Genomic DNA, 23,045 nt, shown 5'->3' on the forward strand with positions numbered 1-23,045 from the left:
GTAGTCGGGGTGCTGGGAACTACCCGCCCCACAAGGGACGTTGTTGCCATGACCACACCGTCCGGCTCCGCCCGGACCCTCGTACGCGTGTTCACTCAGCGTTTCAGCTGCACCCGGAGGGGAGCCCGGCTCGCCCGCCAGCTGGCGCTCGTGGAGCTGCACGACTGGGGGATGCCCGAGGGGACGCCCCTGTCGGCCGACGCCGGGCTCCTCATCGCGGAACTCGCCGCGAACGCGGTCCTGCACGGGCGGGTCGCGGGGCGGGACTTCGAGCTGCGGATGACGCTGCTGGAGGGGGTGCTGCGGGTGGAGGTGTCCGACGCCCGCAGCGACCGGCGTCCGGTGGTCCGGCCCCCGGACCACCGCCCCGGCTCGGGGTACGGCCTGCGCATCGTGCAGGCCCTCGCCACCGACTGGGGCGTCACGGACCGCCTGATCGGCAAAACGGTCTGGGCCGAACTCCCCCGCCGCGTACGGCCCGTCCTCCCCGGCGGCCATGGCGATGATCATGACCTCGGGTAACGCCTTAACGTGAGCCGCGACCAAGCGCCGTACGCGCGAGTAACAACGGCGGCCTGTGCCGCCGCGGGGAGCGCGGCCCTTGCGGCCGCGTCGTAGGGAACGCATGTTTCAGCACGTCAGACAGAAGATAGTCATCCTCCTCACCGTCATGTGCCTGACGGTGGGGGCGGCCGGAACGGCTGCGGCGGCGGATGCGGTCGACCGGCCGCCCACCTTGTTGGAGATCGCCGCCCGGGTATCGCAGTACGCGAAGTGCAAGCAGCTGCCGCTGCTGGAGCGGCCCAAGTGCGCCAAGGAGTTCGCGCTCAAGTCACTGAAGGTCGGGCTCGCCCTGGGGGTGGTCCTCTACACGCTCCAGGGCGGCATGGAGGACGACGAGCAGCCCGCCTTCGCCGAGATCTCGAAGGAGGTGCAGGCGCTCGTCAAGCTCCAGCCGGAGATCCTTCTGCACCCGAAGCCGGACACGGACCCGAAGAAGCGGCTGGAGGTGTTGCAGCAGTTCGCCAAGACGTTCAAGGCGGCCAAGCCGGCGATGGAGTCGCTGCGCGGCAAGCTGGAGCTGGCGGCGCGTGCCAGCGGGACGGCGAACGACTCGGTCGAGATGCTCGCCTTCCTGACCGCCGTCCAGTTCTTCCCGCCGGGTGAGGACCTGCCGCCGGTGGTGGCCGACGGGTCGTTCGGCCGGTGGATCGACGACGTCCTCGGCGCCCTGACGAAGATCAACAGCGGTCTCGACCAGATGAACGAGGCCCTGGACGAGATGAACGGGGTCATGGTCGATGTCAACGCGAGCATCGACGGCATGAACGAGGGCCTGAAGCAGGCCAACCGGGGGATGGCCCAGCTCAACGAGGGCGTCGGCCAGATGAACCAGGGCGTGGGCCAGATGAACACGGCCGTCGCCGGGTTCAACAAGGCCGCCGAGAAGATCCTCGCCGTCCCGGACTTCAAGTTCGACTTCTCCCACGTCGCCGACCGGGTCGGTGCGAACACCGTGCCGCGCGAGGTGCTCGCCGAGCAGGACCGCAAGATGGGCCTGCTGCTCGACCTGCTCCCCGGTATCGGCGACGGCAAGGGCGTCGTCGAGGCCGTCACCGGGCACAACCTGGCCACCGGTGAGGAACTGAGCACTACCGACCGGGCCGTGGGCGGGCTCGTCGTCATGCGCTGGCTGAAGACCGGCGGCACGCTCACCGCCGAGGCCATCCGGGCGGCCCGCAAGACCGAGAAGGTCGCCGGATGCTTCAACAGCTTCCCTGCCGGTACGCAGGTGCTGATGGGTGACGGGAAGACGACCCGTCCCATCGAGCGGATCGGCGTCGGCGACACCGTCTTCGCCGCCGATCCCGAGACGGGCGCCGACGGGCCCCGCCGGGTCGACGCCACGATCCACACCCCGGACGACGTCGACTTCACCGGCATCACCGTGGGCCAGGGGGCGGGCGCCCTCACGGCCACCGACCACCACCCGTTCTGGGTGGAGAACCGCGGGCAGTGGACGGACGCCGCCGAGCTCAACTCCGGCGACACCCTGCGCACCCCTGGCGGCACGGTCGTCGCGGTCGACCGGGTCACGCACTGGAAGGAACTCCAGGGCGCGTACAACCTGACGGTCAACGACCTGCACACCTACTACGTCCTCGCGGGCGCGACCCCGGTCCTGGTCCACAATGCGGGTGGACTGTGCAGCAGGCCGGCCGCCATCGCGAAGGCGACCGGCTACTCGGTGAAGCAGATCAAGGACGCGATCCACAAGGTGAAGGCCCAGGGTGCGTGGCGCGGGATCGGCGGCAACAAGAACCCGGACATGCTCGTCGACCCCAAGACCGGAGAGGTGCACCCCCAGATGCCGGACGGCTCGCCGGGCGACAGCATCGGCAACATCTTCGACCACCTGCCGGACCTGCCGTGATCGAGGACCTCGGCGACCGCTGGCGCATCGGGCTGCGGGGCACCCCGGTGCTGGCCGTCAGCCGTACGGAGCAGACCCTGTCGGTGACGTTCGCCGACGGGACGGCCCTCACGGTGTCCGGCCCCGTGCTGCTGACGGAGGGACCGGCGACCGCCCCGGGGGCCGCGCAGGTCGCGGGTGACGGCTGGGACCGGCTTGTCGGCGCCACCGTTCTGTCGGCGGTGGCCTTCAGGACGGGGGCGCTGCGGCTGGTGTTCAGTACGGGCCACCACCTGAACATCCGGGGTGCGGAGTTGGGAACACGGGCGTCCCTGCACCGGCCCGGCGCGTTCCGCTGGTCCTGCCGTGCGGGGGCCGGCGTCATGCTGACCCCCGGGGCGGAGGGCTGGGAGGGCCAGGAGGCCTAGGGACGCCACTTCGGGCGGGCCGCGGCTCAGATGGACAGGACCCGGCGCCCGCGGGTGTGGCCGGCGCGGCTGTCGGTGTGGGCCGCCGCTGCCTCGGTGAGCGAGTAGGACTTCTCGATCGGGATGTGGAGCGTGCCCCGGGAGATGAGGTCGACGGCCTCGGCGAGCGCGTCCGGCACGCTCCCGGCCACGCCGGAGAACCGGACGCCCAGCTGTGGCGCAGCGAGGTCGGCGATGGAGACGACCTTGCTCGGGTCCCCGGTCAGCTCGACGAGTTCGCGGATCACGCCCGAGCCGGCCAGGTCGAGGGCCGCGTCGACCCGGCCCAGGTGCCGCACCCGTTCGACCCAGCCCTCGTCGTAGGTCGTGGCGAGGGCGCCCAGGCCGCGCAGGTAGTCCTGGTTCGCGGCCCCGGCCGTGCCGATCACCGTGATGCCGCGCGCGCGGGCGATCTGCACCACCGCCGACCCGACGCCGCCGGACGCGCCGCTGACCATCAGGGTCTGCCCGGGCCGCACGCCGACCTCGCGGATGACGCGCAGCGCGGTCTCCACCACCGACGGGTACCCGGCCGCCTCCTCGAAGGTCAGCCCTTCGGGGATCCGGGCCCAGGCCGTCAGTACGGCGAATTCGGCGTAGGTGTCGGTGCCTTCGCCGAACACGCGGTCGCCGACCTCGACTCCCTCGACGCCCTCGCCGACCTCATCCACCACCCCGGCGGCGTCCAGCCCGAGCCCGGCGGGCAGCTCGACCGGATGGGCTCCCAGGACCTGGCCCTCCCGGATCCTCCAGTCGACGGGGTTGACGCCCGCCGCCCGTACGGCGATGCGTATCCGGCCGGGGCCCGCGTGGGGCTCCTCGGCTTCCACCAGTCGCAGGACCTCGGGACCGCCGAACTCGGCGAAGCTCACTTTTTTCATGCGGCCGAAGATAGCCCTAACCGTTAGGGTTTCACAATGGTTAGGTTTTCATACCTGGTAGTGTCGGGCCATGACCGAGCCGCCCGGACGCCGCGAACGCAAGAAGGCCGCGACCCGTCAGAAGATCGCCGACACCGCTCTGTGCCTCTTCCTGGAGCGCGGGTACGACGCCGTGGGCATCCGTGACGTGGCGGCCGAGGCCGACGTGGCCGTCACCACCGTCTTCGCCCACTTCGCCTCGAAGGAAGCCCTGGTGTTCGAGCGCGACCAGGACTTCGAGCAGCGCCTCACGCGGGCGGTGACCGACCGGCCTGCGCGCGAGCCGCTCATCCCGGCGCTGCGTCGCGAGGTCCAGGCCCTGGTGCGGCACTGCACGGCGGAGGGCAGTGCCGCCATCCGACGCATGATCGAGGGATCGCCCGCCCTGCGGGAGTACGAGGAGTCGATGGGCCTGCGCCACGCGCAGGCGCTGGCGGCGGCGCTGGCCGCCGATCCCCACCTGTCCCGGAGTGCGACGGCCTGCCAGGCGACCGCGCGGTTCGCCATCGACGCCTACGCGCTGGCCTGCCGGGCGGACGATCCCGAGGCCACGGTGGACGAGGTCTTCCGGATGATCGAGGCCGCCTGGGAAGCCACCGCGCCCTGAGCCGGGGGAACGGAACGCGCCGACCCGGCAGCCGCCGGGCCGCTCAGAGGTACCGGGCGAAGCCGTCCAGGACCCGCAGCACCTCCGCCTCCGGGGCCGACGGGAGCTGGAGGACGACCTCCTCCAGGCCGAGTTCGGCGTAGTGGCCCATCTTGCCGGGGCTGGGCTGGACGGCGTACGGGACCACCTGGAGGGTCTTCGGGTCGCGCCCGGCGTCCTCCCAGACCCGCCGCAGCACCGGCACCGACTCGGTCAGGCCGCGTCCGCCGATGGGGAGCCAGCCGTCGGCGTGGTCGGCGATGGCGGCGAACAGCTTCGGGCCGGCGGAGCCGCCGATCAGGGTGCGCGGGCCGTACAGCGGCTGCCCGGGGGCCAGTTCGCGCGGCGGCTGGACCGGCTTGGGGTGGGCGGCGCTCGGCTGGACGGAGGCGTACGGGCCCTCGTGACCGGTCGGCCGCGGCGCCCACAGTGCGCGCATCAGCGCCATGTGGTCGCGTACGCGGTCGCGCCGGGTGCGCCACTCGACGCCGTGGTCTGCGGCCTCCTCGACGTTCCAGCCGTAGCCGATGCCGAGGGTGACGCGGCCGCCGCTGAGGTGGTCCAGGGTCGCGACCTGTTTGGCGAGGCCGATCGGGTCGTGCTGGGCGACCAGGGTGATGCCGGTGCCCAGGTGCAGGCGTTCGGTGACGGCGGCGGCCTGCCCGAGGGCGACGAACGGGTCGAGGGTGCGCCCGTACTCCTCCGGGAGGTCACCGCCCATGGGCGCGGCGGTGACGCGGCTGACCGGGATGTGGGTGTGCTCGGGGAGGTAGAGGCCGGAGAAGCCGCGCTGCTCCAGGGCGCGGGCGAGCCGGACGGGGGAGACGGTGCGGTCGGTGAGGAAGACGGTCGTGGCGATCCGCATGGGCGAGGGCACCTCCGAGTCGTGGAAGAGGCCAAGCTACGGCGTCCCGCCAGGACGGCAGAGTGCGCCGCGCCCCTGCGTCGCCGTGCCGCGGCATCCGGTGCCCGCTGCCGCCGGTGGGGGCGGGGCGGCTCAGGCCTCCGGGACGGGGCGGCTCAGGCCTCCGGGACGGGGTAGCGGGTGAGCCAGGCCGGGGTGGTGGTGTGGGGGCCGTGGAGGGTGGGGCCCTGGGTGAGTTCGAGGGCGAAGTCGTCGGCGAGTTCGAGGATCGTGGCCCGGCCCTCCAGGGCGGCCAGCCAGGCGGCGGGCAGGGCCGTCTCCCCGTGCAGCGCGCCCAGCAGCGCCCCGCACAGGGCGCCGGTGGCGGCGGAGTCCCCGCCGTGGTTGACGGCGAGGCGCAGGCCGCCGGGGACGTCCTCCGCCACGAGGGCGCAGTACACGGCGACGCCGAGCGCGTCGGCGGCGTCCCGCCCGTCGCCCGTGGCGAGGGCTTCGACGGCCTCGGGTGAGGGCGTGCCCCGGGTGACGGCGGCGAGCGCCCGCTGGAGGGCGTCGGTGACGGGCTGGTGGCCGGGCCGGGCGCCGAGCAGGGCGAGGGTGCGCCGGACGGCCGCGTCCAGGGACTCGCCGCGGGTCAGCGCGTGCACGATCACGGCGAAGGCGCCCGCGGCGAGGTACGCGGTGGGGTGTCCGTGGCTCTGGACGGCGCATTCGACGGTCAGCTGGAGCACGAGCGCGGGCTCCCAGCCGACCAGCAGCCCGAACGGCGCCGAGCGGGCGGCGGCGGCCGCGTCCCGGGCGGCGGGGTTCTTCGGCTGCTCCAGGGTGGCGAGGGTGTCGTCGGCGAAGCCGGTCAGGCAGGAGCGGTCCGGGGCGCGCCGTACGTAGAGCCACTCCTCGCGGGCGAGCCAGCCGTTGTCCTCACGGCGCTCGTCCGGGCCCCAGTCGTGCTGGGTGGCGGCCCAGCGGAGGTAGGCGCGGTGGACGTCGGTCGGCGGGTGCCAGCCGCCGGAGTCCCGGCGCACGTGGGCCCGTACCAGGCCGTCCACGGTGAACAGGGTCAGCTGGGTGGCGGCGGTGACGGGGCTGCGCCCGCTCTCGGCGGCGGTAGCCGGCCCGGTCAGGCCCGCCGCGCCGTGGGCCGTACGGATCGCCGCCAGGGAGAGGGCGGCGACGGGCGCGCCGAGGGCGTCGCCGACGGCGGAGCCGAGCAGGGCGCCGCGCACCCGGCTGCGGAAGTCCTGCTGTTCGGCGCGGCCCCACAGTGCGGTGGCCGGAAGGGGAACGGGCACGGAGCCCGCCGCCGCCCCCGTCGCACCCGTATCCGCCGTCATCGTCGTGTCCATGCCTATCCCCCCGTGTTCAGGGGCCGCACTGTAGTGGACAGGTCCGGTCCATTCCGGAAGTAGTCGGTCATGACGCCCGTAACTGACCGGAGAACGGCCGGAATGTGCGGGTTTCCGGGCGTCGGCCATCCGCCCCGTCCCATTATGTGGCACGTTTTGCCACTGGCCTTCGAGCCGGTCGTTTTCGGCCACGCCTCGTTCACGCACCGTTCTCCGGACGCCCACAGCCTCGACCTCATGAAGAAGGCTCTGCTCACCGCGACCGCCGTCGCCGCCGCCCTCACCGCCTCCCTGGCCGTGGCCCCCACCGCCACCGCCGCCGGCTGGGACCTCCCCTGGAACAACGGCCACCACCAGGGCCGCCCGGTCATCCCGTTCACCGAGGCCACCGTCACCGCGGGCGCCGACGGCTCCTACACGCTGAAGTGGAGCGCCAAGGACGCCCGGCGCGTCCAGATCAAGGCCAACGGCAAGGTCGTCGCCAAGGGCGGCCCCCAGGGCCAGGCCGTGGTCAAGGGCCTGCCCGCCGCCGACCGCCAGTGGTTCGACTTCCAGCCGGAGCGCGGCCAGGGCCTGCGCCTCGCCGACCGCCTGATCAAGCTGGAGGGCACCGCCAACTTCCGCGACGCGGGCGGCTACCGCACCACCGGCGGCCAGTGGGTCAAGATGGGCGCGGTCTACCGCTCCGACGCCCTGAACAAGCTCACCGCCGACGACCTCGCCAAGCTCCAGCGGCTGCGCGTCAAGACGGTCTTCGACCTGCGCACGCAGGACGAGCGCACCAAGGACGCCGACGCCGTCCCGGCCGGCGCCACGTACGTCGTCGCCGACGTCTTCGCGGGCTCACCCGCCTTCCAGACGCTGCCCAAGACCCCCGACGAGGCCGTCACGAGCATGATCGACGCCGAGAAGGCGATGGTCGGCGGCGCCGGCGGCAAGAAGGCGTACACGCGGGTCTTCGAGGGCATCGAGCAGGACCGCAGCCGCGCCGTCCTCTTCCACTGCACCGCCGGCAAGGACCGCACGGGCTGGGCGAACGCCACCCTGCTGACCGCGCTCGGTGTCCCGCGGGAGACGGTGATGGCCGACTACCTGGCCTCCAACGACTACCGCAAGGCCGCCAACGAGGCGATCCTCTCGCACCTCCCGGCCGCCCAGGCAGCCGTCTACAAGCCGCTCCTGGACGTCCGCCCCGAGTACCTGAACGCCGGATACGCCGAGGTCAAGACGGAGTACGGCACCTTCGACCGCTACCTGAAGAACGGCCTCGGCATCGACGCGCGCGAGCTGCGCGAGCTGAAGGACGACCTCCTGGTCGGCTGACGCGCCCCCGCTGAAACGCGACCCGACGCCCCGCGACCCGACGCCCCGCGCCGCGCGGCCCGGCCGGTGTCCCTCCCCGGCCGGGCCGCGCCGCCGTCACTCCGGCGCCGCCGTCACTCCAGTACCGGCAGCAGCCGCGGCAGGTGCCCGTCCGAGGCCCGGGCCGCCTCCTGGCGCTCCGCCGGGACCTCCCCGTACAGCGTCGTACGGGCCTTCGCGGGCCGCCCGGCCGCCTCCGCCACCGCCACCAGGTCCCGTACGGACTTGTACGAGCCGTAACTCGACCCCGCCATCCGCGAGATCGTCTCCTCCATCAGGGTCCCGCCCAGGTCGTTGGCGCCCGAGCGGAGCATCTCGGCCGCGCCCTGCGTCCCCAGCTTCACCCAGCTGGTCTGGATGTTGGGGATGTGCGGGTGCAGCAGCAGCCGGGCCATCGCGGTGACCGCCCGGTTGTCCCGCGCCGTCGGGCCGGGACGGGCGATGCCCGCCAGGTACACGGGGGCGTTGGTGTGGATGAACGGCAGCGTCACGAACTCCGTGAACCCGGCCACGCCCTTCTCCCGCGCGCTCTCCTGGATCCGGGTCAGCGTGCGGAAGTGACCCAGCCAGTGCCGGGGCTGGTCGACGTGCCCGTACATCATGGTGGACGAGGAGCGGATGCCGAGCTCGTGCGCGGTGGTGATGACCTCGGTCCAGTCCGCCGTCGGCAGCTTGCCCTTGGTCAGCACCCAGCGGACCTCGTCGTCCAGGATCTCCGCCGCCGTGCCCGGGATCGAGTCCAGCCCGGCCTCCTTGGCGGCCGTCAGCCAGTCCCGTACGGACATGCCCGTGCGGGTCGCGCCGTTGACGACCTCCATCGGGGAGAAGGCGTGCACGTGCATGCCGGGAACCCGGGCCTTGACCGCCTTCGCGATGTCGAAGTACGCCGTCCCCGGCAGGTCCGGGTGGATGCCGCCCTGCATGCACACCTCGACCGCGCCCACGTCCCACGCCTGGGCCGCGCGGTCGGCGACCTGGTCCAGGGAGAGGGTGTAGGCGTCGGCGTCCGTGCGGCGCTGCGCGAAGGCGCAGAAACGGCAGCCGGTGTAACAGACGTTGGTGAAGTTGATGTTGCGGGTGACGATGTACGTGACCTCCTCGCCCACCACCGACCTGCGCAGGTCGTCCGCGACGCGGCACAGCGCGTCCAGCGCCGGGCCGTCCGCGTGCAGCAGGGCCAGGGCCTGCGCGTCGGTGAGGCCCTCCGGGTCGTCGGCGGCCCGCGCGAGGGCCTCCCGTACGTCGGTGTCGATGCGCTCGGGGACCATGCCGGGGGCCGCGGCCTCGCGCAGGGACTCCCAGTCCCCGTAGACGTGGTCGAAGTCCTCGCGGCGGTCGCCGGTACGGCCCTCGGTGTCGATGGCGGTGTGCAGGTCGGTGCGGCCGTACGCGCCGAGCCCCTCGTCGGGCTCCTGCCACGGGTGCCCCTCGACCGTCGCCGACTCGTCCGCCAGGCCCGTTTGCGGATCCGCGAGCGCCCGTACGTGGGGCAGCAGGCGGGGATCGAGCCACGGCTCGCCGCGCCGGACGAACTCCGGGTACACGCAGAGCCGTTCGCGCAGCTCGAACCCGGCCGTCGCGGACTGCCCGGCCAGCGTCTCGATCTGCGGCCAGGGGCGCTCCGGGTTGACGTGGTCCGGAGTCAGCGGCGAGACGCCGCCCCAGTCGTCGATGCCCGCGCCGATCAGCCGCGCGTACTCCCCGTCGACCAGGTTCGGCGGGGCCTGGAGGCAGGCGGAGGGGCCCATGATGTGCCGGGCGACGGCGATGGTGGCGACCAGGTCGTCCAGTTCGGCGTCCGGCATCCCGCGCATCGCCGTGTCCGGCTTGGCGCGGAAGTTCTGGATGATCAGCTCCTGGATGCCGTGGTAGGCGCGGGAGATCCGGCGCAGCGCGAAGAGGGACTCGGCCCGCTCCTCGTACGTCTCGCCGATCCCGATCAGCAGCCCGGAGGTGAAGGGCACCGAGGAGCGCCCGGCGTCCTCCAGCACCCGCAGCCGGACGGCCGGTTCCTTGTCGGGGGAGCCGTGGTGCGGGCCGCCGGGCTCGGACCACAGCCGGGTGGCGGTGGTCTCCAGCATCATGCCCATGGACGGCGCCACCGGCTTGAGCCGCTGGAAGTCGGCCCAGGACATGACGCCCGGGTTGAGGTGGGGCAGCAGGCCCGTCTCCTCCAGGATGCGGATCGAGACGGCCCGTACGTAGGAGATGGTGTCGTCGTAGCCGTGCGCCTCCAGCCACTCCCGGGCCTCGGGCCAGCGGTCCTCGGGCTTGTCCCCGAGGGTGATCAGCGCTTCCTTGCAGCCGAGGGCGGCGCCCTTGCGGGCCACGTCCAGGACCTCGTCCGGGGACATGAACATCCCGTGGCCGGCCCGGCGGAGCTTGCCCGGGACGGTGGCGAAGGTGCAGTAGTGGCACTTGTCGCGGCAGAGCCGGGTGAGGGGGATGAACACGCTCTTCGAGTACGTGATGACCCCGGGCCGGCCCGCCGCGGCGAGCCCGGAGTCCCGCACGCGGGCGGCGGAGGCGGTGAGGTCCGCGAGGGCCTCGCCGCGGGCCTGGAGCAGGACGGCCGCCTCGGTCGCGTCGAGCGCGACGCCGTCCCGGGCCCGCCGGAGCGCGCGGCGCATCGCGTTGTCGGTCGGAGCGTCACTCGGAGTGGTCATACGGGGAGCATACGATCAGGCGTCCGGTCGGCGGCGTCCGTCATCGCATCAGCTCACCGGCGTTGACCAGCAGCGACTGGCCGGTTATCGCCCGCGCCCGGTCGGAGGCGAGGAAGACGGCGGCGTCCGCGACGTCCCCGTCGGTGGCGAGGTCGGGCAGGGCCATCCGCTCGGTCAGGCGGGCCCGCACCTCGGACTCGGGGAGGCCCTCGCTGTGCGCGGTGAAGGTGACGAAGGCCTGCACCGGCGGCCCCCACATCCAGCCGGGCAGCACGGTGTTGACCCGGATCCGGTCCGGCCCGAGCTCGCGCGCCAGGGAGTACATGGCGGAGGTCAGCGCCCCCTTGGAGGCGGCGTACGCGGTCTGGCGCACCTCGCTCGGGGCGGCCACGGCGGACTGGGTGCCGATGATGACGACCGAGCCGCCGCCGCCCGACCGGAAGGCGGGCAGGCAGGCGCGGGTCATGCGCAGGGTGCCGAGGAGGTTGACGTCGAGGATCTGCTGCCAGGTCCCGAAGTCAGCGTCGGCGAGGCCGCCGAAGGAGGAGTCCCAGGCCGCCACGTGCACGACGGCGTCCACGGCGCCGAACCGCTCCCGGGCGAGCGCGACCAGGGCCTCGCACTGGGCCTCGTCGGTGATGTCGGTGGTGCGGTGGGCGGTACGGGCGCCGTCGGGGTCGATCTCGGCGCCGGTCTTGGCGAGGTTCGCCTCCGTCCGCGCGCCGAGCACGGCGTTGCCCCCGTCGCGGACCACGGCGGCGGCCACCTGGTGGCCGAGCCCGGCCCCGACCCCCGAGACGATGACGGTCTTCCCTCGCAGCAGCATGGCGCGCCCCCTGGCGGCTCGGTCCGGCGACTGGAACTGACGGGGCGTCAGGGTAGGGGTGCGGGCCGGGCTTGTGAAGGGGCGGCGGGGTGCGGTCGCCGCCCCCGGGGGTCAGGCCGCCACGTCCGCGATGATGTGCGAAACCACCCATATCGCCCAGAGCAGCGGGATGATCGCCACGTAGGCCAGCGGCCGGGCGTACACCGGCGGGCCCTCGTCCAGCTGTTGGCGGCCGGGGGCGGGCTCCGAGGGGTCGAGCTTGTCGAACTTCATCGAGGCGATGAGGTTCCAGATCAGCGTGAAGGGCGTGAACAGCACCAGGGAGAGCGGGCTCCACCAGCCCTGGAACAGCGTCTTCGTGGTCATGATCCGGACCAGGGCGCGCCCGCACCGGCGGCAGAAGGGCCCGTCGAGCCGGTGGAAGCGCATCAGCACGAGCACGCCGACGTGTGCCCGCACCGCGAAGTTCGCCGCCTCGGGCGCCCCGCAGTGGCGGCACCCGGCCGGCGGCGCCATGGCGTACTGGGGGTGCTGCGGGTACTGCTGCGGGGGGTGCTGGGCGTACTGCGGGTGGGGCATCGGCTGCTGCGCCTGCTGCTGCGGCGCCGGCTGCTGCGCGTACGGGTTGGCTCCGGCCGGCGGGGGCGGGAGCGGTGCGCCGGAGTAGGGGTTGACGGGGGGAGTGCTCATGGAAGGGCCTTCGGGTGCGTGCGGGCAGGGGAGCGGCGAACGAACGTACCAGGCCGGGAGGCGTGTTCAGGTGCTGCCGACGGGGGCCCAAAGGGCACGAGCCGTTGCGGGAGGTGCCATTGGGGCGTTCCGGGCACTCGCGGGTCTCGTTGGACATCCTGAGCCACCACTGGATGAAGCCGAGACGAATGGTGTGTCATATGTGGAGGGGCACCGGCGAGTCGTATCGGAATACCTGATAGACAGAAGAATCACGGCTCGACCAGCCGACGCCTTCGCCGGCCGCCTTGGGGGGATCGCCGCACTGTGAAGCCGCTTCACCGTCATGTAGTCAACACCTCGCGCAAGGTCTTGTGCACGGCCGCCCTCGCGGCCAGCCTGACCACCGCCGCCGTCGTGACCAACACCCCGGTCGCCGGAGCGGGAGAGGCCGAACCGGTCCCGGACAGCCCGCAGGCGGCCGACCGCGGCGACGCCCGGCTCGACCTGCCGGCCCCGCTCGCGGACCCCGTCGTCCCGCCCGCCGCCGGTGGCACGGTCGCGGCGGAGGGGGCGTCCGGCATCCCCGCGACCGCCCTCGACGCCTACAAGCGGGCCGAGGTCGCGGTGCAGGCGGCCCTGCCGCACTGCAACCTCCCCTGGGCGCTGATCGCGGGCATAGGCCGGGTCGAGTCCGTCCACGCCTCCGGCTACGGGCTCAAGGCCGACGGCACCACCGAGCGGCCGATCCGCGGACCCCGCCTCGACGGCAACGGGTACGAGAGGATCACCGACACCGACAAGGGCGAGTGGGACGGCGACACCGAGTACGACCGCGCCTTCGGCCCGCTCCAGTTCATCCCGTCCACCTGGAAGGCCTGGAAGGCCGACGGCAACGGTGACGGCCAGCGCGACGCGAACAACATCTACGACGCCGCGCTCGGCGCCGGCCTCTACCTCTGCTCGGGCAACAAGGACCTCTCGCTGCCGGCGGACCTGGACAAGGCGATCCTGAGCTACAACGCCTCGCGCGACTACGTGAACACCGTGCTCGGCTACATGCGCCAGTACCAGGACGGTGCCACCGGCGTCCCGAACCCGCCCGTCGGCACCTACCCGACGCCGCCCACGCCGAGCCTGCCGACCCCGCAGGCGCCGCACGTGCCGACGCCGAACCCGCCGGCCACGCGCCCGACGCCGACGCCGAAGCCGACCCCCACGCCGAAGCCGACTCCGACTCCGACGCCGACCCCGACTCCGAAGCCGACGCCCACACCCACGCCGACCCCGACCCCGACTCCGGCGCCCGCGACCCTCGCCAAGCTGGAGCGGGTCGGCGACGCGAAGCTGGAGGCCGAGACCGGCGCCCAGTTCGCGGAGGGCGTCCGCTTCAAGGCGCTGCTCAGCGACGGCAAGCCGGCCGTCGGGCAGGCCGTGGTCTTCGCGATCGAGCAGGACACCACCGGCGGCACGGGCTTCGTCTTCGCCGACGAGCCGAGCGTGGTCGTCCGTACCGACGCCGAGGGCGTCGCCACCGCGCCCCGCCTCAAGGCGGGCGCCAAGGGGGGCACCTTCGCCCTCCGGGCGACGGCCTACGACTCCAAGGGCCAGTTCTCGGTCACCCTGCCCGGCAAGGTCACCGAGAAGGCGAAGCCGCTGGAGCTCACCCGTACCGACGGCGGCGCCCCGGTGGCGGTCGAAGCCGGAACCCCCGTCAAGGGCCTGGAGTTCCGGGCCGCGGCGGGTGACGAGCCCGTGGCGGGCGCGCGGGTGACGGCCACGCTGGTCGAGGGCAAGCCGGGCGCGTGGGTCCCGGCGACGAAGGGCCCGTACTTCGCGGGCAAGGACGCCGCGAAGCTCTACACCCTGGAGCTCCCCAAGACCTCCGCCGACGGCAAGCTCACCCTCCCGGACCTCCTCACCACGGACGCCCCCGAGGGCACGTACCACCTCCGCCTGACCACCCCGGACGGCGCGGAACTCGTCCTGGACCTCAAGATCACGGCCCCTCCGGCCAAGTCGTAGCGGCAGCCCCGCACGAACGCACAGTGGCCCGGTCACCGCGAGGTGACCGGGCCACTGTGCGTTCCCCGGCGAACCGCCGGAGGACAAAGGCAGGGGCCCCGTCCCCTCCGCTCGCACGGAGGGGACAGGGCCCCTTGGGTACTGCTGATTCCAACCGCGATCCGGTCGGCCAGGCGACTAGGCCGGGGTGACGTTCTCCGCCTGCGGGCCCTTCGGACCCTGCGTGACGTCGAAGTTCACCTGCTGGTTCTCCTCCAGGGAGCGGAAGCCAGAGGCGTTGATCGCGGAGTAGTGGACGAAGACATCCGGGCCGCCGCCGTCCTGGGCGATGAAGCCGAAGCCCTTTTCAGCGTTGAACCACTTCACGGTTCCGGTAGCCATGAGCCCTCCTATGGGCCAAAGGGTCGCCCTGCTCCAGAACCTGCTAAGAAGTCTGAAAACTACAAAAGCCTGCGGGTTACATGCTCCGCAGGCCTCGTACTGCAAGGGAAACCAAACTGCAACTTGCGACGAGCCTAGCACGCACCCTCGGGGCGAGACCAGAGGGAAAGATCACGTCACTCGGACGTTTGAGACCCGGCTGATCGCTGACGGAACGCCGGGGGCTAGTCTCGCGATGTGGACGTCTATCGCAGCCGGCCCCGCGTCGGCCACATCCAGTTCCTGAACTGCCTGCCGCTCTACTGGGGGCTGGCCAGAACCGGCACGCTGCTGGACATGGAGCTGACCAAGGACACCCCCGAGAAGCTCAGCGAGCGCCTCGTACGGGGTGAGCTGGACATCGCCCCGATCACCCTCGTGGAGTTCCTCCGCAACGCCGATCAGCTCGTCGCCTTCCCCGACCTCGCGGTCGGCTGCGACGGCCCCGTCATGTCCTGCGTGATCGTCTCGCAGGTCCCGCTGGAGCAGCTGGACGGCGCCCGGGTCGCCCTCGGGTCGACTTCCCGCACCTCCGTACGCCTGGCCCAGCTGCTGCTCTCCGAGCAGTACGGAGTCCGGCCCGACTACTACACCTGCCCCCCTGACCTGGGGCTCATGATGCAGGAGGCCGAAGCGGCGGTCTTGATCGGCGACGCCGCGCTGCGCGCCTCGCTGCACGACGCCCCCCGCCTCGGCCTGACCGTGCACGACCTCGGGCAGATGTGGAAGGACTGGACGGGACTGCCGTTCGTCTTCGCCGTCTGGGCCGCCCGCAAGGACTACCTGGCCCGTGAGCCGCAGGTGGTCCACGAGGCCCACGAGGCGTTCCTCGCCTCCCGTGACCTCTCCTTGGAGGAAGTCACGAAGGTCGCCGACCAGGCGGCCCGCTGGGAGGCCTTCGACGCCGAGCTGCTGGAGCGTTACTTCACCACCCTCGACTTCCGCTTCGGGCCCGAGCAGCTGGCCGGCGTGCGGGAATTCGCGCGCCGTACGGGTCCGGACACCGGGTACGCCGCGGACGTCGCCGTAGAGCTCCTGAAGGTGGCCGCGCCGGGACACTGAGCGGGTTTATCGCGGTGATCTCCGCTGATCTCCGGCCGTCGCCGTAAGGGGAATGTTCCGTTTGCCGGGAATTCGTTCCCCCTTTCGTATTCTCGTCCCCGCACGGTGAATACGAACGGCGCGCGAGCGACGAGGGGCGGGGGACTCGATGGCATTCGGCAGGAACCGGGACAGGCCGGTCGGACCCATTGATCCGGTGGACTGGGAAGGGATCACCCGGTTCACCGTCGGGCGCACGCTGCGCGACGCGGTGCGCGCCGCGCGCCGCGGCGCGGGCCCGTACGCGATCAGGGTGCCGCGGCCGCGCGGCGGGGAGATGGTGCCCGCGCTCTTCGTCGTGGTCACGGCCCCCGGGGCCCCGCCCCGGCAGGGGTTCGCCCTGTGCGAGGACGAGGCCGGCCTGCGCCCGCTGTGCGCGGTGACCGCGGCCGGCCCCGAACCCGGAGCGGGCCCCTACCGGGTGACCGACCCGGCCGGCCGGGAGCTGGGCACCGTCCACCGGACCCCGGCGGCCCAGCGGCTGGTCCGCCACGGCTGGTGGCTGGAGCGGCCCGGGCAGCCGGCGGCGGTCGCCGACCGGGCCTGGGCGCGCGGCGGACCCGGGCGGGCGCTGGAGCGCGGCGCGGGGAAGCTGCTGGGCTCCGTCGTCGACGGCCTGCTGAGCCTGGGCGCCGAGGACGACGGCGGCGCCGGGCCGAAGCCGGTGCTCTGGCGGGCCGGGGAGCGGACCGTACTCGCCTTCCAGCCCTCGCCGGGCCCCCGTTGGTACACCCTGGACCGGGTCGGCCTCCCCGACCCCCGGCCGGCGTTCGCGCTGGCGGTCCTGCGCGAGAGCGAGGTCTGGGGAGAGGACCGGCGCTGACCCGCACGAGCGCCTAAGGTGCTGCGTGCCGAGGCGACACCAGCAACTCGGGGGACGGGGAACGCGATGCAGCCGCTCGAAGCCGGCGAGCCACGGGTCATCGGCGCGTACCGGCTGCTCGGCCGGCTCGGCGCGGGCGGAATGGGCCGGGTCTACCTCGGGCGCAGCGCGGGCGGCCGGACCGTCGCCGTCAAGATCGTGCACCCCCACTTCGCCGCCGACGAGGAGTTCCGGGCCCGGTTCCGCCGCGAGGTGGCGGCCGCCCGGCGGGTCGGCGGGGAGTGGACCGCGCCCGTCCTGGACGCCGACCCGGAGGCGGCCGTGCCGTGGGTGGCGACCGGGTACGTGGCGGGGCCCTCGCTGGACCGGGCGGTGGCCGGGCACGGTCCGCTGCCCGGCGCCTCGGTGCGGGCCGTCGGCGCGGGGCTGGCCCGGGCCCTGGTGGCGGTGCACGCGCTGGGACTCGTACACCGGGACGTGAAGCCGTCCAACGTGATGCTGGCCCTCGACGGGCCCCGCCTGATCGACTTCGGGATCGCCCGGGCCACGGACGGCACGGCTTCGCTGACCTCCACCGGGGTGTCGGTCGGCTCGCCCGGCTACATGGCCCCGGAGCAGATCCTCGGCAAGGGCGTCACCGGCGCCTCGGACGTGTTCTCGCTGGGCGCGGTGCTGGCCTTCGCGGCGACCGGGCGGCCCCCCTTCACCGGCGACAACTCCGCGACCCTCCTCTACAAGGTGGTGCACGAGCCGCCGGAGCTGGACGGGATCCCGCCCGGGGAGCTGCGCGGGCTGATCGCCTCCTGCCTGGCCAAGTCGGCCGCCGACCGCCCCGCCCCGCAGGACCTCGCGGCGGCCCTCGGCGGCGCGCTGGGCGCCCCGGGCTGGCTGCCGGGGCCGCTGGTGGAGGAGGCGAGCCGGGCGGCGGTGGCCCTGCTGGACCTGGACGCGGACGCGGAGGCGCCTTCCGCAGGGGGGAGCTTCCCGGAGGCTCCGTCCGGGCCGGTGCCGTTCACCGAGGCCTCGGTCGGCGGGCCGGCGGGCGTCGGCTTCGGTACGCCCGACCCCTCGTACGGGGGGCCGGCTCCGTACTCCGCCCCGGCGGGCCCGTACGGCGTGTACGGCCCCCCGACCGGGCCGGCCGGCGGCGCGGGCGGTCCGGGCGTCGCCGCCGTACCGGGGCAGCGGACCGGCCCCGGCGGGCCCCGGGCGAGCCTGAGCCTGGCGGGCCGCCGCTTCAGCTGCACCCTCGTACTCGGCGCCGCCGCCCTGGTGGCGGCGCTGTCCGGCGGCCTGTTCGCGTCGGGCGTGCTGCCGGGCCTCGGCGGCCGGGACCAGGGCCACGACGCCGCCTCCGGCAACCCCCACGCGAGCGGCGGCCCGGACCCGGCGGGCTCCGCCCCGGCCTCCCCGCCCGCGCCGCCGGGGGGTGCGCAGTCCCCCTCGGCCGCGCCCAAGGGGACCCGTACCGACGTCCCCCCGGAGCTCACCGGCACCTGGAAGGGCACTGTCACCACCGCCCGCCTGGGCGTGCCCAGCCAGTTCGAGATCACCATCAGGGCGGGCCGGGTCGGCGAGGTCGTCGGCCGGGACAAGTCCGTCCTGGACGTCCTCGGCACCGACTGCGGCGGCGACTGGAAACTGGCCTCCGCCACCGACCGCTCCCTGGTCCTGGACACCTCGGGCGGCACCAACCCCGCGCCCGGCATCTGTTCCAGCGGCTCCGCCGACGAACGCTTCACGCTCAACGCGAACGGAACCCTCCACTACCGCTCGGGCGACCGGGCCGCCGGCAACCCCGAGGGCGACCTGACCCGTAGCCCCTGACGAGCCCCGAGCGCCCCTGGCGTAGGCTGGCTCGGTCCGGACCCTTGACACACCGCCGAAAGGTGACGCACCGGTGACCGACCAGGCCGCTCTCCAGTCTGTCCTCGACCGTGCCGCCGCAGGGGGCCGGATCACCCAGGAAGAGGCCCTCGACCTCTACCGCCACGCCCCGCTGCACGCGCTCGGCCAGGCCGCCGACGCCGCGCGCCGGCTGCGCTACGCCGGTACCGAGCACATCGCGACGTACATCATCGAGCGCAACATCAACTACACCAACGTGTGCGTTACGGCGTGCAAGTTCTGCGCCTTCTACGCGGCCCCCAAGGACACGAAGAAGGGCTGGTCCCGCGACCTCGACGACATCCTGCGCCGCTGCGCGGAGACCGTCGAGCTGGGCGGCACGCAGATCATGTTCCAGGGCGGCCACCACCCGGACTACGGCGTGGAGTACTACGAGGAACACTTCTCCGCCATCAAGAAGGCGTTCCCCCAGCTGGTCATCCACTCCCTCGGCGCCTCCGAGGTCGACCACATGGCCCGCATCTCCGGCGTCTCGGCGGAGGAGGCCATCCGGCGGATCCACGCCGCGGGCCTCGACTCCTTCGCGGGAGCCGGCGCCGAACTCCTCCCGGCGCGGCCGCGCAAGGCGATCGCCCCGCTCAAGGAGTCCGGCGAGCGCTGGCTGGAGATCATGGAGATCGCCCACAACCTGGGTGTGGAGTCCACCTCCACCATGCTGATGGGCACCGGCGAGACCAACGCCGAGCGCATCGAGCACATCGCCATGATCCGGGACACGCAGGACCGCACCGGCGGCTTCCGCGCGTTCATCCCGTACACGTACCAGCCCGAGAACAACCACCTCAAGGGCCGGACCCAGGCGACGGTCTTCGAGTACCTGCGCATGATCGCCATCGCGCGCCTGTTCCTCGACAACATCGCCCACATCCAGGGCTCCTGGCTGACCGTCGGCAAGGAGGCGGGCCAGCTCTCCCTGCACTACGGCGCCGACGACCTCGGTTCGATCATGCTGGAGGAGAACGTCGTCTCCTCGGCCGGTGCCAAGCACCGCTCGAACCGGCAGGAGATCATCGACCTGATCCGCAAGGCGGGCCGCGTCCCCGCGCAGCGCGCGACGACGTACGAGCACCTCGTCGTGCACGAGGACCCGGCGAACGACCCGGTCGACGACCGCGTCGTCTCGCACATCTCCTCGACGGCCATCGAGGGCGGCACCGCGCACCCCGAGCTGAAGCTCATCTCCTCGAACTGACCCCCGCGATGCCGACGCTGCACACCGCCGGACTCCTCCTCGCCGGGCCCGGGTCCACGCCGCTCGCGGACGGCGCGGTCCTGGTCGAGGGCGACCGGCTGCTCCGCGTCGGCCCGTACGAGGACCTCGCGGCCGGCGCCCCGCACGCCCGGGTGCGCCGCTGGCCCGGGCTGCTGACCCCGGGGCTGCTGGTGCGCGGCGCGGACGAGCTGCTGGAGCGCGCCTACTACCCCGACGACGTCGACGAGGCCGCCGAGCTCGGCGCCGGCCCGGTCACCGGGGCGGCGCTGGACGCCCTGGGGCTGACCGAGGCCCGCCGGGGCCACAGCGCCCGGCGCGGCACGCAGAAGCTCCTCGCGCGCGGCGTGGTCGCGGTCGCCGGGCACTTCACCAGCCCGGCGGTGCGCACCGCCGTGGTCCGCTCGGGCCTGACGGTGCTGGCGCCGCTGCCGTACGCGGGCACGCCGTCCCCGGATCCGTTCGCGGGGCGGGAGCGGCCGGAGGAGGCCTTCCACGGGGTGCTGGAGGCGGGCGCCGCGGCCCGCTTCGCGGTGTTCGCGGTCGCGGACCCGGCGGAGCTGATGGCGCGGGGCGCGGGCACGTGCGTGGCCACCGTCATCGGGGGCCGGCTGCTGCACCGCCGCCGCTGAGGGGCGCCGGGCTCAGGGGACGGCCGGGCCGCCCAGGTAGGTGCCGTCCGCCGCGTACGGCCAGGCGTTCGGGGTGCAGCCGAGCAGGCCCTTGATCTGCTGCATCATCGCCGGGGCGGGGGCGCCGGGGTGCGGGCAGGTCTCGTGCGCGTGGCCGAGTTCGTGGCCCACCTCGTGGTTGACGATCAGCGCCCGGTACTCGGCGACGGGGCCCGCGAACTGCGGCGACCCCTCCTGCCAGCGCTTGAGGTTGACCACGACGGTGTGGCCCACCCGGCAGTTGGTCTCCCCGACGAGCTCGGGGGTGACCACCTCGCACAGCCGGTCGGTGGTGGCGGGCGAGGCGATCTTCACCGTGAAGTCCACCGGCTCCCCGCGCCCGGCCAGCCGGAAGCCGTTCGCGGGGTCGCGTATCCAGCCGCGCCGGTCCCCGAGGATCGCCTCGACGGCGCGGGCCGCCGCGTCCGGGTCCACCCCGCTGCCCCGCTCCGTCTCCACCCGCCAGCGCAGCGCGGGCCCCTGCCCGACGGCCTTCCCGCCGACGGAGGAGGCGGTGAAACCGGGCGAGGCTCCCGTGGGCCCGGCCGGGGCGGTGTGCTCCGGGGGGCGGGCGTCGGCAGCGGGCTGCCCGCCGCCGCACCGGTGGGCGGCGACCACGCCGAGGACGGCGAGCGCCCCCGTGGTCAGGACGGTGCGGCGTAACCTCCGTAGCCGCTCCGTGCGCCGGACACTGCTGACTGACTGGCCTCTCGGCATCATCTGACCCTTTGTTCGCCTTGTCCTCCCAGTGTGCCGGGCGCCGCTGTGGCCCCGCCGGACCGGCGGGCGGCCGGGGCGGGGGCGGGGCAGGGGGCGGGGCAGGGGGCCGGGGCGCGCCGGGGGCCTGAGAGGATGGCCCCGTACCCGCCGAACCGCAGATCCACCGAGCACCGAGGGGCCACCACCAGTGACAAGGGCTTCCCTGGATAAGCAGCCGCACGAAGTCGCCTCCATGTTCGACGGTGTGGCCGCCAACTACGACCTCACCAACGACGTCCTCTCCCTCGGCCAGGCCCGGCTGTGGCGCAAGGAGGTCGCCAAGGCGGTCGCCGCCCGCCCCGGACAGCTCGTGCTCGACCTGGCGGCCGGGACCGCGACCTCCTCGCTCCCCTTCGCCGCGACCGGCGCCTACGTCGTCCCCTGCGACTTCTCCCTCGGGATGCTGCGCGAGGGCAAGAAGCGCAACCCGTGGCTGCCCCTGACGGCCGGTGACGCGACGAGGCTGCCGTTCAAGGACGACGCCTTCGACACCGTGACGATCTCCTTCGGGCTGCGCAACGTCCAGGACACCGACGCCGCGCTGCGCGAGCTGTTCCGGGTCACCAAGCCCGGCGGCCAGGTCGTGATCTGCGAGTTCTCGCAGCCCACCTGGGGCCCCTTCCGGACCCTCTACACCGAGTACCTGATGCGGGCGCTGCCGCCGGTGGCCCGCGCGGTGTCGTCCAACCCCGACGCGTACGTGTACCTCGCCGAGTCCATCCGCGAGTGGCCCGACCAGCCCGCGCTGGCCGCGCTGCTGCGGAAGGCCGGCTGGGGCAAGGTCGCCTGGCGGAACCTGAGCGGCGGCATCGTGGCGCTGCACCGCGGGGTCAAGGCGTAGCCGATGGCGGTGTGCCGGCCCTACGACTACCCGGAACTCCTGGAACGGATCGCGGCGGACGTCGCCCCGCTCGTGGGCACCGGCCGCCCCGCGGAGTACATCCCGGCGCTGGCCTCCGTCGACCCGGGGCAGTTCGGCATGGCCCTCGCGGATCTGGACGGCAACGTCTACGGGACGGGCAGCTGGCGGGTCCCCTTCTCCGCGCAGTCCGTCACCAAGGTCTTCGCGCTGGCGCTGGCCCTGGCGGAGGGCGGCGACAGCCTGTGGGAGCGGGTGGGCCGGGAGCCGTCCGGCAACCCGTTCAACTCCCTCGTCCAGCTGGAGTACGAGAACGGCATCCCCCGCAACCCCTTCATCAACGCGGGCGCGCTCGTCGTCACCGACCGGCTGCTGACCCTGACGGGCGACGCGAGCAGCGAACTCCTGGAGTTCCTGCGGCAGGAGAGCGGGAACCCGGAGCTCGGCTTCGACGCGGAGGTGGCCGCCTCGGAGCACGAGCACGGCGACCGGAACGCGGCGGTGGCCCACTTCATGGCCTCGTACGGGAACCTGGACAATCCGGTGCCGGCGCTGCTGGACCACTACTTCTGGCAGTGCTCGATCGAGATGAGCTGCGCGGACCTCGCCCTGGCCGGGCGGTTCCTGGCGCGGCACGGGCTGCGGGCGGACGGGTCGCGGCTGCTGACGCGGAGCGAGGCGAAGCAGATCAACGCGGTGATGCTGACCTGTGGGACGTACGACGCCGCGGGGGAGTTCGCCTACCGGGTCGGCCTCCCGGGCAAGAGCGGCGTCGGCGGCGGCATCATCGCGGTCGTCCCCGGCCGCTGCACCCTGGCCGTCTGGAGCCCCGGCCTGGACCCCCACGGCAACTCGGTAGCGGGCGTAGCGGCCTTGGACCGCTTCACCACCCTGACGGGCCTCTCGGTCTTCTGAACGCGCCGCTCGCACGTCTCGGCCCTGGCGGGCCTCCCCGGCTTCGCTGCGCTGCGCCGGACTCCGTCCGTCGGCCTGCCGGGCGGGGCCGCTTCCCCTGGCCGAGGCCAGTGATCGCCTGCGGGTGGTTGCCGCTGCGCGGGGCTGTCCCCTACCCGCCCTTCCACCGTTCCC

The 23,045-nt window shown here is 73.4% G+C and carries 21 protein-coding genes; 13 read left to right on the top strand and 8 right to left on the bottom strand.

What is annotated here, in order from left to right; translation table 11 throughout:
• Positions 1-48 precede the first annotated feature (48 nt).
• The 3 genes from ACZ6ZT_RS27655 (at position 49) to ACZ6ZT_RS27665 (ending at position 2,841) form a co-directional block, all read left to right on the top strand.
• Complete coding sequence (locus tag ACZ6ZT_RS27655; protein ID WP_469722697.1) at positions 49-522, top strand: ATP-binding protein; 474 nt, start codon at positions 49-51, stop codon at positions 520-522.
• A 103-nt stretch (positions 523-625) separates the two neighbouring features.
• Entirely contained in the window at positions 626-2,434 is a 1,809-nt protein-coding gene (locus ACZ6ZT_RS27660) for a polymorphic toxin-type HINT domain-containing protein (RefSeq protein WP_469722698.1), read from the top strand.
• Entirely contained in the window at positions 2,431-2,841 is a 411-nt protein-coding gene (locus ACZ6ZT_RS27665; RefSeq protein ID WP_469722699.1) for a DUF6188 family protein, read from the top strand. Before ACZ6ZT_RS27660 ends, ACZ6ZT_RS27665 begins: the two co-directional genes overlap by 4 nt.
• Positions 2,842-2,867: 26 nt before the next feature.
• Here ACZ6ZT_RS27665 and ACZ6ZT_RS27670 read toward each other — a convergent pair whose 3' ends face one another.
• Complete coding sequence (locus tag ACZ6ZT_RS27670) at positions 2,868-3,761, bottom strand: NADP-dependent oxidoreductase (protein ID WP_469722700.1); 894 nt, start codon at positions 3,759-3,761, stop codon at positions 2,868-2,870.
• 70 nt (positions 3,762-3,831) lie between these two features.
• Between ACZ6ZT_RS27670 and ACZ6ZT_RS27675 the strand changes: the two genes are divergently transcribed.
• Complete coding sequence (locus ACZ6ZT_RS27675; RefSeq protein ID WP_469722702.1) at positions 3,832-4,407, top strand: TetR/AcrR family transcriptional regulator; 576 nt, start codon at positions 3,832-3,834, stop codon at positions 4,405-4,407.
• Between the two features lie 43 nt (positions 4,408-4,450).
• Here ACZ6ZT_RS27675 and ACZ6ZT_RS27680 read toward each other — a convergent pair whose 3' ends face one another.
• Both ACZ6ZT_RS27680 and ACZ6ZT_RS27685 read right to left on the bottom strand, forming a co-directional pair.
• Complete coding sequence (locus tag ACZ6ZT_RS27680) at positions 4,451-5,311, bottom strand: TIGR03619 family F420-dependent LLM class oxidoreductase (protein ID WP_469722703.1); 861 nt, start codon at positions 5,309-5,311, stop codon at positions 4,451-4,453.
• Positions 5,312-5,466: 155 nt separating this feature from the next.
• Positions 5,467-6,645, bottom strand: coding sequence for an ADP-ribosylglycohydrolase family protein (locus tag ACZ6ZT_RS27685; protein WP_469722732.1), 1,179 nt, complete (start codon positions 6,643-6,645; stop codon positions 5,467-5,469).
• Between the two features lie 249 nt (positions 6,646-6,894).
• Between ACZ6ZT_RS27685 and ACZ6ZT_RS27690 the strand changes: the two genes are divergently transcribed.
• Positions 6,895-7,980: a tyrosine-protein phosphatase gene (locus tag ACZ6ZT_RS27690; RefSeq protein ID WP_469722704.1), complete on the top strand. Its 1,086-nt coding sequence runs from the start codon at positions 6,895-6,897 to the stop codon at positions 7,978-7,980.
• Positions 7,981-8,093: 113 nt separating this feature from the next.
• Here the strand turns inward: ACZ6ZT_RS27690 and ACZ6ZT_RS27695 are convergent, their stop codons facing one another.
• From ACZ6ZT_RS27695 to ACZ6ZT_RS27705, 3 genes are all read right to left on the bottom strand, one after another.
• Positions 8,094-10,685 carry a bifunctional FO biosynthesis protein CofGH gene (locus tag ACZ6ZT_RS27695; protein WP_469722706.1) on the bottom strand — a complete coding sequence of 864 codons (2,592 nt, stop codon included), beginning with the start codon at positions 10,683-10,685 and terminating at the stop codon, positions 8,094-8,096.
• Between the two features lie 40 nt (positions 10,686-10,725).
• A complete protein-coding gene (locus ACZ6ZT_RS27700; protein ID WP_469722708.1) occupies positions 10,726-11,511 on the bottom strand; it encodes an SDR family oxidoreductase in 786 nt (261 codons plus the stop codon).
• A gap of 111 nt (positions 11,512-11,622) precedes the next feature.
• Positions 11,623-12,201, bottom strand: coding sequence for a hypothetical protein (locus tag ACZ6ZT_RS27705; protein WP_469722710.1), 579 nt, complete (start codon positions 12,199-12,201; stop codon positions 11,623-11,625).
• 306 nt (positions 12,202-12,507) lie between these two features.
• Here ACZ6ZT_RS27705 and ACZ6ZT_RS27710 point away from each other — a divergent pair, with 306 nt between their 5' ends.
• Positions 12,508-14,205 carry a lytic transglycosylase domain-containing protein gene (locus tag ACZ6ZT_RS27710; protein ID WP_469722711.1) on the top strand — a complete coding sequence of 566 codons (1,698 nt, stop codon included), beginning with the start codon at positions 12,508-12,510 and terminating at the stop codon, positions 14,203-14,205.
• A gap of 177 nt (positions 14,206-14,382) precedes the next feature.
• On the opposite strand, the gene ACZ6ZT_RS27715 is transcribed toward ACZ6ZT_RS27710, so the two are convergent.
• Complete coding sequence (locus ACZ6ZT_RS27715; protein WP_007265804.1) at positions 14,383-14,586, bottom strand: cold-shock protein; 204 nt, start codon at positions 14,584-14,586, stop codon at positions 14,383-14,385.
• 237 nt (positions 14,587-14,823) lie between these two features.
• Between ACZ6ZT_RS27715 and ACZ6ZT_RS27720 the strand changes: the two genes are divergently transcribed.
• The 5 genes from ACZ6ZT_RS27720 to ACZ6ZT_RS27740 all read left to right on the top strand — a co-directional run bounded on the left by ACZ6ZT_RS27720 (position 14,824) and on the right by ACZ6ZT_RS27740 (position 20,299).
• Positions 14,824-15,687, top strand: coding sequence for a menaquinone biosynthetic enzyme MqnA/MqnD family protein (locus ACZ6ZT_RS27720; RefSeq protein ID WP_469722712.1), 864 nt, complete (start codon positions 14,824-14,826; stop codon positions 15,685-15,687).
• 196 nt (positions 15,688-15,883) lie between these two features.
• Positions 15,884-16,549, top strand: coding sequence for a hypothetical protein (locus ACZ6ZT_RS27725; RefSeq protein ID WP_469722713.1), 666 nt, complete (start codon positions 15,884-15,886; stop codon positions 16,547-16,549).
• A gap of 66 nt (positions 16,550-16,615) precedes the next feature.
• A complete protein-coding gene (locus tag ACZ6ZT_RS27730; RefSeq protein WP_469722714.1) occupies positions 16,616-18,376 on the top strand; it encodes a serine/threonine-protein kinase in 1,761 nt (586 codons plus the stop codon).
• Between the two features lie 73 nt (positions 18,377-18,449).
• Positions 18,450-19,649, top strand: a complete 1,200-nt coding sequence (gene mqnC / locus ACZ6ZT_RS27735) for a cyclic dehypoxanthinyl futalosine synthase (protein ID WP_469722716.1) — start codon at positions 18,450-18,452, stop codon at positions 19,647-19,649.
• A gap of 8 nt (positions 19,650-19,657) precedes the next feature.
• On the top strand, positions 19,658-20,299 hold the full coding sequence (locus ACZ6ZT_RS27740; RefSeq protein WP_469722717.1) for an imidazolonepropionase-like domain-containing protein: 642 nt from the start codon (positions 19,658-19,660) through the stop codon (positions 20,297-20,299).
• A 12-nt stretch (positions 20,300-20,311) separates the two neighbouring features.
• On the opposite strand, the gene ACZ6ZT_RS27745 is transcribed toward ACZ6ZT_RS27740, so the two are convergent.
• A complete protein-coding gene (locus tag ACZ6ZT_RS27745; protein WP_469722718.1) occupies positions 20,312-21,055 on the bottom strand; it encodes a DUF3152 domain-containing protein in 744 nt (247 codons plus the stop codon).
• Between the two features lie 190 nt (positions 21,056-21,245).
• Here ACZ6ZT_RS27745 and ACZ6ZT_RS27750 point away from each other — a divergent pair, with 190 nt between their 5' ends.
• Positions 21,246-21,938 carry a demethylmenaquinone methyltransferase gene (locus tag ACZ6ZT_RS27750; RefSeq protein WP_469722720.1) on the top strand — a complete coding sequence of 231 codons (693 nt, stop codon included), beginning with the start codon at positions 21,246-21,248 and terminating at the stop codon, positions 21,936-21,938.
• Between the two features lie 3 nt (positions 21,939-21,941).
• Entirely contained in the window at positions 21,942-22,871 is a 930-nt protein-coding gene (locus tag ACZ6ZT_RS27755; RefSeq protein WP_469722721.1) for a glutaminase, read from the top strand.
• Positions 22,872-23,045: the final 174 nt, after the last annotated feature.

This window comes from Streptomyces sp. NPDC102258 (genome assembly GCF_055584685.1).

Coding starts and splice junctions, on each gene's coding strand:
- ACZ6ZT_RS27685 (WP_469722732.1), bottom strand. CDS start 6,645: ATGACGGCGGATACGGGTGCGACGGGGGCGGCGGCGGGCTCCGTGCCC.
- ACZ6ZT_RS27700 (WP_469722708.1), bottom strand. CDS start 11,511: ATGCTGCTGCGAGGGAAGACCGTCATCGTCTCGGGGGTCGGGGCCGGG.
- ACZ6ZT_RS27670 (WP_469722700.1), bottom strand. CDS start 3,761: ATGAAAAAAGTGAGCTTCGCCGAGTTCGGCGGTCCCGAGGTCCTGCGA.
- ACZ6ZT_RS27745 (WP_469722718.1), bottom strand. CDS start 21,055: ATGCCGAGAGGCCAGTCAGTCAGCAGTGTCCGGCGCACGGAGCGGCTA.
- ACZ6ZT_RS27655 (WP_469722697.1), top strand. CDS start 49: ATGACCACACCGTCCGGCTCCGCCCGGACCCTCGTACGCGTGTTCACT.
- ACZ6ZT_RS27730 (WP_469722714.1), top strand. CDS start 16,616: ATGCAGCCGCTCGAAGCCGGCGAGCCACGGGTCATCGGCGCGTACCGG.
- ACZ6ZT_RS27705 (WP_469722710.1), bottom strand. CDS start 12,201: ATGAGCACTCCCCCCGTCAACCCCTACTCCGGCGCACCGCTCCCGCCC.
- ACZ6ZT_RS27740 (WP_469722717.1), top strand. CDS start 19,658: ATGCCGACGCTGCACACCGCCGGACTCCTCCTCGCCGGGCCCGGGTCC.
- ACZ6ZT_RS27755 (WP_469722721.1), top strand. CDS start 21,942: ATGGCGGTGTGCCGGCCCTACGACTACCCGGAACTCCTGGAACGGATC.
- ACZ6ZT_RS27675 (WP_469722702.1), top strand. CDS start 3,832: ATGACCGAGCCGCCCGGACGCCGCGAACGCAAGAAGGCCGCGACCCGT.
- ACZ6ZT_RS27660 (WP_469722698.1), top strand. CDS start 626: ATGTTTCAGCACGTCAGACAGAAGATAGTCATCCTCCTCACCGTCATG.
- ACZ6ZT_RS27695 (WP_469722706.1), bottom strand. CDS start 10,685: ATGACCACTCCGAGTGACGCTCCGACCGACAACGCGATGCGCCGCGCG.
- ACZ6ZT_RS27680 (WP_469722703.1), bottom strand. CDS start 5,311: ATGCGGATCGCCACGACCGTCTTCCTCACCGACCGCACCGTCTCCCCC.
- ACZ6ZT_RS27690 (WP_469722704.1), top strand. CDS start 6,895: ATGAAGAAGGCTCTGCTCACCGCGACCGCCGTCGCCGCCGCCCTCACC.
- ACZ6ZT_RS27715 (WP_007265804.1), bottom strand. CDS start 14,586: ATGGCTACCGGAACCGTGAAGTGGTTCAACGCTGAAAAGGGCTTCGGC.